Annotated in this window: 11 protein-coding genes and 1 tRNA gene; 4 read left to right on the top strand and 8 right to left on the bottom strand. The window is 56.9% G+C overall.

Going from position 1 to position 9,305, the window contains the following annotated elements; translation table 11 throughout:
* Positions 1 to 46: 46 nt before the first annotated feature.
* The gene (locus PQR42_RS41040; RefSeq protein ID WP_408385587.1) at positions 47 to 1,144 is read right to left on the bottom strand and encodes a site-specific integrase; all 1,098 of its coding nucleotides are present in this window, start codon (positions 1,142 to 1,144) and stop codon (positions 47 to 49) included.
* A gap of 216 nt (positions 1,145 to 1,360) precedes the next feature.
* On the opposite strand from PQR42_RS41040, the gene PQR42_RS41035 reads away from it, so the two are divergent.
* Both PQR42_RS41035 and PQR42_RS41030 read left to right on the top strand, forming a co-directional pair.
* Positions 1,361 to 1,435: transfer RNA gene (locus PQR42_RS41035), tRNA-Arg, on the top strand.
* 185 nt (positions 1,436 to 1,620) lie between these two features.
* The gene (locus PQR42_RS41030) at positions 1,621 to 2,010 is read left to right on the top strand and encodes a hypothetical protein (protein ID WP_408385585.1); all 390 of its coding nucleotides are present in this window, start codon (positions 1,621 to 1,623) and stop codon (positions 2,008 to 2,010) included.
* 28 nt (positions 2,011 to 2,038) lie between these two features.
* Here the strand turns inward: PQR42_RS41030 and PQR42_RS41025 are convergent, their stop codons facing one another.
* Together PQR42_RS41025 and PQR42_RS41020 are read right to left on the bottom strand one after the other, a co-directional pair.
* Positions 2,039 to 2,515, bottom strand: a complete 477-nt coding sequence (locus tag PQR42_RS41025; RefSeq protein ID WP_408385583.1) for a hypothetical protein — start codon at positions 2,513 to 2,515, stop codon at positions 2,039 to 2,041.
* Positions 2,484 to 2,762: a hypothetical protein gene (locus PQR42_RS41020; RefSeq protein WP_408385581.1), complete on the bottom strand. Its 279-nt coding sequence runs from the start codon at positions 2,760 to 2,762 to the stop codon at positions 2,484 to 2,486. Before PQR42_RS41020 ends, PQR42_RS41025 begins: the two co-directional genes overlap by 32 nt.
* Positions 2,763 to 2,880: 118 nt before the next feature.
* Between PQR42_RS41020 and PQR42_RS41015 the strand changes: the two genes are divergently transcribed.
* A complete protein-coding gene (locus PQR42_RS41015) occupies positions 2,881 to 3,159 on the top strand; it encodes a hypothetical protein (RefSeq protein ID WP_408210224.1) in 279 nt (92 codons plus the stop codon).
* Between the two features lie 29 nt (positions 3,160 to 3,188).
* A complete protein-coding gene (locus PQR42_RS41010) occupies positions 3,189 to 3,437 on the top strand; it encodes a hypothetical protein (protein ID WP_408210221.1) in 249 nt (82 codons plus the stop codon).
* A gap of 40 nt (positions 3,438 to 3,477) precedes the next feature.
* Here the strand turns inward: PQR42_RS41010 and PQR42_RS41005 are convergent, their stop codons facing one another.
* The 5 genes from PQR42_RS41005 to PQR42_RS40985 all read right to left on the bottom strand — a co-directional run bounded on the left by PQR42_RS41005 (position 3,478) and on the right by PQR42_RS40985 (position 9,291).
* Positions 3,478 to 4,143: a hypothetical protein gene (locus PQR42_RS41005; RefSeq protein WP_408385578.1), complete on the bottom strand. Its 666-nt coding sequence runs from the start codon at positions 4,141 to 4,143 to the stop codon at positions 3,478 to 3,480.
* A 450-nt stretch (positions 4,144 to 4,593) separates the two neighbouring features.
* Positions 4,594 to 5,322: a DUF3800 domain-containing protein gene (locus tag PQR42_RS41000; protein WP_408385576.1), complete on the bottom strand. Its 729-nt coding sequence runs from the start codon at positions 5,320 to 5,322 to the stop codon at positions 4,594 to 4,596.
* A gap of 1,254 nt (positions 5,323 to 6,576) precedes the next feature.
* Positions 6,577 to 6,795, bottom strand: a complete 219-nt coding sequence (locus PQR42_RS40995; protein ID WP_408385574.1) for a hypothetical protein — start codon at positions 6,793 to 6,795, stop codon at positions 6,577 to 6,579.
* 204 nt (positions 6,796 to 6,999) lie between these two features.
* On the bottom strand, positions 7,000 to 8,010 hold the full coding sequence (locus PQR42_RS40990; protein ID WP_408385572.1) for a class I SAM-dependent methyltransferase: 1,011 nt from the start codon (positions 8,008 to 8,010) through the stop codon (positions 7,000 to 7,002).
* A 162-nt stretch (positions 8,011 to 8,172) separates the two neighbouring features.
* Positions 8,173 to 9,291, bottom strand: a complete 1,119-nt coding sequence (locus tag PQR42_RS40985) for an acyltransferase family protein (RefSeq protein WP_408385571.1) — start codon at positions 9,289 to 9,291, stop codon at positions 8,173 to 8,175.
* Positions 9,292 to 9,305: the final 14 nt, after the last annotated feature.

The raw sequence follows: 9,305 nt of genomic DNA, 5'->3' as shown, positions 1-9,305 counted from the left end.
GAGTAGCGGCTGGACGCAGTCGGCGATATCAGTTCCCTGCCCACCACTATGCGGCCTTGACCGATTTTAACCGCCCTTTCTTCGCCACCTGCGCCGGGTCAAGATTTGTATACCGTTTGAGGTTGCGCCAATCCTTATGCCCTGTTACGGTGGCCACTTCCGGAATCTGCCAGCCTGCCTCAAATAGCGCACTCGTAGCCTCATGCCGCAGATCGTGAAAATGCAGGTCAACGATGCCTTTGGCGTCGCAAGCTTGCTTAAAATACTTGCTTGCCGTTCCCTTGTCGAAGCGGAAGATAAATTCGTTCTTGTGCGGCGGCAGTGTCAAATCGGCTTTGCGCTTTTCCAAGTACCCGTCCGGCACCGGATAGCGTGGTTGCCGCATGATGACCTCGAACGAATCTCCAATTAGCGGAATCCATTCGTTGTTGCCCACCTTCTGGCGGGGATGCTTTCGATCTCGCACCAACGCGAGATGATTCTCGGCGTCGATGTCATCCCACCTCAGGTTGAACAGCTCGCCCCGGCGGAACGCGCACTGCATGGCGACACGCAACAGATCCGGCATCGCCTGCTCACGCTCCGGGTGCTCGGCGAACCACGCAAATATCTTTTCGATCTCTTTAGGCGTCGGTCGACGATCGCGCTTGCCGCCGGCGTCGATCAGTCGGAGATGGTGGAGCGTGGGCCGCGCCGCGCCGATTGCATCCGGCAACGTTAGACCGAGCAGTGACGCCATGTGGCGCAGGACCGTCCCGAGTTTGGAAATGTCCATGTCAACCGTATAGCCGCCCGCGCCGGCCTTGCGTCGGTCCTGCGCAAACTTGACGATCTGCTGCGTGGTGAGCTTCGATGCAAAGTGACTTTGGAAAGCATCTTCGAGTCGCTGCAGGATGTAGTGCTCGTTCGACTTCGGAGCGACTGCGCGTCCGGAATTGGCTCGCGCTTCACGGTACTTTTTGACAAGGTCGTCGACGGTCGTAGTCGCCGCATCAACCGCGTTCTGTCCCTTGTCTATCTCGACTTCTTTTTCCCGCGCCCAAGCCTCGGCAGCGCCTTTGGTTTTGAACGTTTTTGCTATACTCTGCCCTCGCTTGCGTACCTGGGCACGCCAGCGACCGCCGACTGGCAGGATGGAAGCCATGTCTTACCCCGTTCGGAAACTGTAGCAGTGTCAGATCGCTTTTCGGTGCTACAGGGACGATTTGTAGCAAAAGTGTAGCAGAGACTGCTATAAACTGGGGTTCACGGGCTGTCACGGCGCTTCATTTAGGAAGAAGCAGAAAAGCCGGAAACGCCCACGGGATAAGGCTGGAGCCAACAGCAGCAAGGGTTCAGTCGTCCCATTGCAAAGGTCCATCTCCCTGTAGTTCAATGGATAGAACAAGTGCCTCCTAAGCGCTAGATACAGGTTCGATTCCTGTCAGGGGGACCAACTAGCTTCCCAGCAGCACCCGAGTTTGCCCAGAAAAGCCCCGTATGCCCTGCGCTGCGGGGCTTTTTGCTGCCATTAGTGTCCACGTTTGCCCAACACAAGGTGCAGAACGATAAGGAAGCTCGCTTCCGCACATATTCCGCGAACGACGGCAAAGCCATGTACGTGGATCTCACTGCGAATTCGTGTCGCTTGCTCTGATTTCTGTAATGATCATTGGCGCAAAACCATCGGAAATAGACGTAGCGCCATTTGACATTAAGGGTGTTGCTCGTGTGGACCAAAACGATGTTCATCCGAACCGGGCTGTTACGTCACTGACGATTGGTGACAAGGGCGCGATGTCAACGATTTACTGGTCGGATGATGTGCAAGCGCTGCTCCAGGAAATGCTCGACGGACAAACGTTGCGATTGAAACTTACAGTTGGAACGGCAGACTACGATTATTCGTTCGCGCTGAGCGGGTTCGCAACCACGCTGGATCTAGAAGGGCTCGCGTGCTCAAGAGCATCCGCCGCTACCGTCAAACCTAAGCCGCCCATACGTCCTCGATCGTCCGAGAAAGTTCTTTAACTTGCGTGGGGGCTTCCATGCAAGAGTCTCAAGCTTTCCGGAAAACTGCCCCCAATCGCAAGAAAAGATGCGCCTGCCGAGGATTGATCATCTTGCAGACGCTCCGAAATTTATTGTTAACCGCACGAAGGCCAGCTCTGCGGCTACCTCTCGGTGGTAAGAAATCGGCGGGGATGATTTCAACACCGTCAAACATGGAAGGCTGGCACTCTGCCAACGACTCAGCACGACGAAGACGAGACTCCAGCGTCGGCAGGGGTAAGCACAGGTAATTCGCAATCACACGCTTGTCGCTATCGAAGTGCTCAAGCACACGAACATACGCTACAGCCTCAGCATAACGCGCGCCGAGACGCCGCTCGCTCTCCTCGTTTTCTTGGAATAACGCCGCCGCTTGCTCTGGCTCGTATACATCAGGGCCGGAAAGCCCCGCCGCGATTGAATTAGTGGACAACTCGCCATTATCGTCTACGTCATCGCGATCGAGGCGCAGTGCAAACCGCATTTTCCTGTTGGCGAACCCTACCAAACATCTTTTCGATCCTCGTGACGACGGTGTGCTGCAATTCCGCGTCGTCTGGTTCCAGATCAACTTCTTGTTCGGTTTGCACATCGCTAGCGATAATCCACGCTTCAGCTTTGAGATCGTCAACGGTATGCTCACCTCGCGTTGAACTGGCTATGAGCCGCAACCGCTTCAGCATTGGGGCAATCAAACGCGCGAAGAATGAAGCGTCCCGTTTGACATCCATGCGATCATCCAGAGGAAAACCGCGATCGTACAGCGCAGCGTAGGCCTAGCGCCAGGCCGGTCAGGCGGGGAATTTACCTGGGTCCTGGCACAATCGACTCGCAAATAACGGGGACCGCATGAAAGCGAAAACAACCTTAGCTGCACTGAGCATGCTCGCTGCATGCACATCGATATCGGATGTCACGCCGGCCGGCGATGGCAACTACACTGTAACGACGCAGGTCCGCGGCGGCATGACGCCTTGGGGGGAAGTGAAAGCGTCCAGCCTGAAGCGTGCCGACGAGTACTGCATCCAACAGGGGAAGCAGATGCATCAGGTCGACATGCAGACGCACGGCGTTCGTGGGTGGACGCCGCAGGAGGCGGAACTCACGTTCTCATGTACGTCCGCGTAACATGTTCGCATACCGCCCATGGAGGCGACATGCAGAATGCCCCGCTTTTCCACGTCTTGCTGGATCATCTTGAGGCGATCGACGCGCCGCAAATGGAGATCCAACGATTCGTCGACCGCTGGCACCGCCTACGACCGCACGAGGCGTTCCCCTGCCCCGTCTGCTTTCTCGCGGGCGAAGAACAACCACTTGCCGCGTTACCGGCTCAGGGTAGCGTCGAACCGGTGAAGTGCCCTGCATGCAGAACGCAATTCAATATCCCCATCGACGAATCATGAAGGTGCCGACTTTCGACGACGCCCGCGCCGAGCTGCTCTGCTATCCGATGGTGTAATCAGCCTCACGCTTCAGAAGGCGCCACTTGAAAAAAAAGAGCACGCCTAAGAGCAGCCAACCGGCGCCCATAATGACGCTCGACCGCCTCTCCGAATCTGCCTGGGAATTTATCGTCGCCTGAGTATCAGGACGCACTTCGAATATTGTCACTCCCGACGCTGTGACGTCAGTTACAGTGCGGCCGCAATATTCAACATGAACAGCTTCGCCGACATGGCCCTCTACCTTGCGCAATGGGCTTGAGCCAGCCCATCGCCCGCGGTAGGCCGCCACTATTGAATCGTCGACGCCGTCCCTATGCACGAAGTAAATGCCGGCCGCCAGCGTTAGCAAACCATCTGCGGTTCGATCGGGTATCACCCTTCCCGCTGAGTCGAAGGGACATTTGTCGATCTGCACTTTTGGATACGAGGTCGGTGGAATTGCGGCCACCAGCAGCACAAGACCCACCGCCGATGTCGCGAAAGCCCAGCTTCCATAATTCGCTGTTTTTTTCCTGCCGCAGTCGTCATCGTCACCCCGTTTTATTTTCACAGCATCATCGCGCGAGTCCTCGCAACGATCAAGAGCGTGCTGAATGGCGCAATTGTCGGCGGCACGTATGCGGCGTCGGAAGGCCGGGAGGTCGTCTAACAGTTTTTTCAGCACGCGGTCTCGGCGCGCCGGTAATCTGCGGACACAATTCGGCTCGAACTTCATTTTGCACCCCCACTCTGATCTTTTAAGGGGGTGCAACATGCTCAGGCTTATCGCAGTTACCAGTTTGGCGGCCGCTCTGTCGGGCTGCGTCGCATATCCTGCGGGCTACGGGTACGCCGATCCGGGATACGGTCCCGACTATGTGCCCGCATACGGCTACGGAAGCATCAATGTCTGGGCTGGAGGCGGCGGTTACCATCACGGGAATTACCACCACGGCGGTTGGGACCACGGCTACGGGCGGGGACACTGGGAAGGTGGCCGCGGCGGCGGACATGGTGGTGGCCACGGCGGCGGTCACGGGCGCTGAGTGCGTCCTAGTTCGCGCCCACGCCAGCCCGTTGCTCATCGGTGCAGACATGAAAAAGCCCAGCGCGGGGCTGGGCTGTTTGGTCAGGGCTAAGTGTCGTTTGGGTCGAAGTCGAGCGCCTGATAGGTCGCCCACTCGGCATGAATTAGAGTCGCCTTTTGGGGTGGATCAAAGAACAACCGCTTCTGCCTGACATGAGGAGAAACTATCTTGTAGGCGTTGCCGGTCCTGAATTCATGGTTTCCCCAAACGATGCCAGCCAATATGTCGACGAACTGGAGGCACAGAGAATCCTTGCTTTCCCATGGCGTCGTCTCCAGGAATGTGTCTGCGCCTAATGCCGATAGCTTCGTGCAGAGATAATCGTGCATGGCATGCTTGAGCTCAATGCGGACAGTACGGGCGTCTGGGATGAAGGCGACAGCCGGCTCGCGCGCCATAAGCTCGAGCAACAGAAGCCCAACCATGTAGTTGTAGAGCCCGTTCGGGTGTCGCCTGAACCCAGCAGAAACGTTCTCTTTCCTGACCGTTATGGTCGCAAATTGAAAACTTACCTTGTCCCGCTTGATGGCGGCTAGTTGCCGGGCGAAATGTTCGCGCTCGGCAGGTGAGAGCGCCACGGATTTTATTTCGTTCTTGACGGACCGGCCACGCTGCTTATAAATGCCGCGGACCACGCGATTCAAGACGGCATCATCTCCATCGGGAAGCACCGCTGCAGCGAGTGTGAAATGCCTGCTAGATCCGCCGCGCCTATACGCTTCGTCCAGCTTCCACCCCAAACACCCGCTTTCGTCCAGATAGATTGTTTTCGCCATATAAAAATAGCCTCCCTATTGGGAGGCTATGGAATGGTGCGGTACCCGGGCCTGACGTACTTAAGAGTACGCTTACGATTGTCGGCGTTGATTTGTCGCAGGTTGGTCCGGGCGGGGCCTATTTAAACCGCAACGCCGCTACAACTCAATTATGGGGTCTGCAACCATGGTTTGCAAGATAAACTTGCGCCCGAATATACTTCTATAAGCCTTTGATTGTTAAGCATAACGCTGCTGCCCGCCTGTGGACTAAACAAGCTATCGGTCCACACGGCGGGTCTACCGCCTCGACAGTCAGCGGCCACTCGGTTCTGGACCTGAATTATGCCTGTTTTTTAGATAGCTCCCCACCGCGGCATCAGCGGCCGGTGTCAGGCCCGGTTGCCGCCGTCACGAATGTCGCTGTACGCTAATCGGCGAGCCCGACGCGACCGCGCGCAACGGGAATCGCCCCCGTATTTCCTCAGGAGACGAATTTTAGGGGGTACTGGTGGGGCATAAAAATCGCGATTTCGGCATCGCCCAAGACTGCCAAGGCGGAATCGTCCGCTCACCGCAAGATGCGAGATGACGCGTGCAACGCAGCGCCGGGCACCGGCCAAACAGGCATCACCCCAAGCATCACTCCCTTAGGCGCGAGGCGCTTCCTCCCGCCCGCCCCCAACATCACGAAGGGAATACATGGCGGAGTCTTCCGAGTGCATACAGTCGATAAACGTGTGCGCTCGCTTCTCGGCATATCTGAACGCGTCTTGCTCAGAGACGAATTCCAGTTGCTCTGGAAAACTTGCAACCTTTTGTGCAGGTTGACTGGACGAACTGATAGCCCAAGACACCCTGTACCGGCGTCCGACACTGTGTAAACACAACGTCTTCCCGGTCGTGACCTGAACGTCGATTGTGAACCCACGATACGGAGCATAGGATTGGCAAGCCATGATCACTCTCCTGACGCGATGGTCCGCGTATGTAGCCAGTATGCGCAACTGCCATGCCCCCGGGTGAACCGCCAGGGAAACTACTACCCCGCTCAGAAAAGCCGAGTAAAAAAAAGCCGCAGGCAACGCTGCGGCTCAAAACACACACCGCGCTCGGGGCGCTGGTGAATCGCTATCTTACAGACACCTGTCGACGAATATAACCAGGGATTTCGTACGATGTTTTCAAAAACCGCTTACCGACGGCACATGGCTCGTCGGATCAATCACAAAGCGATTTTCTGACCGCGATCCCGGCGCATCGAGCCGTGATCCCCTACTGCTCGATATACATCCGCCATTCCGGGAACTGCTCGAAGAAGCTTTGGCTCACGTAGACCTGGTACAGGACCGGCGAGCTGCTGTCGGTCGTGGAACCGGGCTCGCTCAATACCGTCAGTCCCGGATCAACGCCAGAGAGGCTCGCCCACGCGGTGAGATCGTCCGGCAGGTCGGCGGCTTCCTCGCGCGGCACACGCAATCTGATCGGTTTCATAGGATCTCCGACAAATGGTGAAGGGCATCTGACGAACATCATACAAAGAAGCGCTGTGGCCGTGTCAGCAGCGCCTAGGTGCCGGAGAGTTTTTTCACGAGATTGATTGTCAGGCTGCCGCCTTGATCTCGAAGCGGTTATCTGCGTCGATTGCGACGCGGCTGCCGGATACACCGGGGTAAGTAGCGGCTTCGATGCACGCACTCAATACGATACGTTTCGCCCCCTCGCGCCGAGCCCGCGAAGCTTCGTCACCGCGGCACGCAGCGGCGCCGTGATTCGCCAGGAGGTCGACGACTCGAGCGCCCTGATCGTCGAAGTCCGTGATGCGATCTCCTCTTGCATCATCGCGACCTTGGCTCGCATTTCCGCAAGGGCTTTTTCGGCTTCGGCGAGCCGTTCCGCCGGGTCGGCGCTCGTGTTCACCGGCCTCGTACCCACCGGAGCACTGTAGAACTCCTCGGTTGTGAGCTCCACGCGAGGAGGTTCCTTGCGAAAAACAATGATCATCTCTCCGCCGGTTTCTCCGCGCGCAGGCACGAAGTCGACGAGATTGAATTCCACGAAGCCCATCTTCAGAATCGGCTTCAAGACCTTGGACACGATCGTGCCGCTCTCGAAAACGTGGCTGTGAATACCGACATGCGGAGGCGCCTCCAGCTTCTGCCTGATACGGTTCATATCCAGCTTGTCGGCCACATGCATCGGCTTGTTGACGAACGCTTCGTCGTAATAGATCTCGCATTCGATTTGATGTTCGCGCGGGATTTCCTCAACACCCGCCAGATACTCGGCCACGAAATGGCTCAACGCCGTGTCCTGCCTATATTTGTCGAAACTGAACTTCTTGTCGGGCAAGGCAAGAAACAGGATTCCGCCCGGCTGCATCATGTCGCATAGATCGGACAGCCATTGAATCATGTTGGGCGCGTGTTCCATCACATGATTCGCGATGATGTAATCAAACTTATCGCTGATGTAGTCGCCGTACCGGTTCGAATGAACCACGTAATCGATTTCGGGTATGTCGACGATCATGTCCGGGTGCGTGCACTCCCGAACCAGCTGCTCTTTATCTTTCCAGTCCAGATATCGCACATCGGCTTCCGACTTGAAGACGGTCGGCTGATCGTACGGCCCTATCTCGAGACCGACTCCCGACAGATTGGCATGTTTCAGAAGATGTCCGCGGCGCAGCGTCGTGACCAGATTCATGAACTACCTCTCAGTGTAGGGACTGGTAACTAAGCAACTTACCATGTCTTGCACGGCCGCCGAACAAATCAATTAACTATTGGCTGACACGAAAACTAAACAATCGATGGCTATGCCCTCGACTATTCGGAGTCGCAGACGCGGCAAACATCGCCCACTACGCTAATGGGCGTTGTCGTCGGCCGCGTATCTCGCGCAGCGGCTTTGGCTCAGGCCATCACCGCGTCGCCGCCACGGGAACCGCAATCGCATCGCTGGTTTCTCGACGACAAACCATGAGAACAAGGTCAGTGCCATCGACATGACGAAGGTGATCGTCACCATGGCGATATCCGGGTGGGAGAAGCCACCGAAAAATGCGCCCATCGTGTCATGCCCGCCGTAGAGCATCGACTGCAGGACGACGTAGTGCCATAGGTAAAAGCCGTACGAAACTCGCCCCAGTCCCACCAACGGCGTGATATTGAGCACACGAACCAACCTGGAACGCTGATCCGTCACGACCTTCGCAATGATGAGTGCTGCCGCTAACGGCGTCAGCGGGTAACCCAACGCCTGCAACGAAAACTCGACGCCGGTCTCGCTCAGCAGCACGAAAGAGAGATAGGCAACGGCAACCGGCCACAACTTGCCGGCCCAGAATGTCCAGCGGCGAGGCGCCACCGCCAGCAACGCACCGATCAGAAGACCGTCGGAGTGGGTATCGAAACCACAATAAACGCGGACCATCGGGAAGTCATGCGACATCAGAAACGAACGCCACCCAATCACGGCGACGGTGAGAAGCGCAACCGCGATCAGGATGCGGCGTGGCCAAATTTTCAACACGCCCAGCAGGATCAGCGGCCAAACGAGGTAAAACTGCTCCTCGATCGCGATCGTCCATGTATGTCCGGTGAGATGCGCGTCATAGATCTCGAACGCACGCACCCAATTCATCGCATAGAAGAAAGCCGGCAGGACTTCCAGAGCCCATCTCAACGGAGCAGGAAATATTAGACAATAGACGGTGACGCCGGCAAGCATCAGCAATAAGGCCGGGTACAGCCTCCGGGCGCGCCGCCAATAAAACGCCGGCAAATCGATCCGGCCGGTGCGCAAATGCTCCGCCACGAGCAGGCTTGTGATCAGGTAGCCGCTCAAAACGAAAAATACATCGACACCGACATACCCGCCTCCCACAACGCCTGCAAGACCGGTATGCGCAAGAAATACCGCTATGACAGAAAGCGTGCGTAAGCCGTCGAGGCCGGCAATCCGGACGTGCTGAGGTCGATTCATTGCCTATTCCGGGG

Origin of the sequence: Paraburkholderia sediminicola (genome assembly GCF_046027355.1) — a bacterium.
In the GTDB taxonomy this organism is placed as follows: Bacteria; Pseudomonadota; Gammaproteobacteria; order Burkholderiales; family Burkholderiaceae; genus Paraburkholderia; species Paraburkholderia sediminicola_B.
This window is presented reverse-complemented; position numbering and strand designations above follow the sequence as displayed.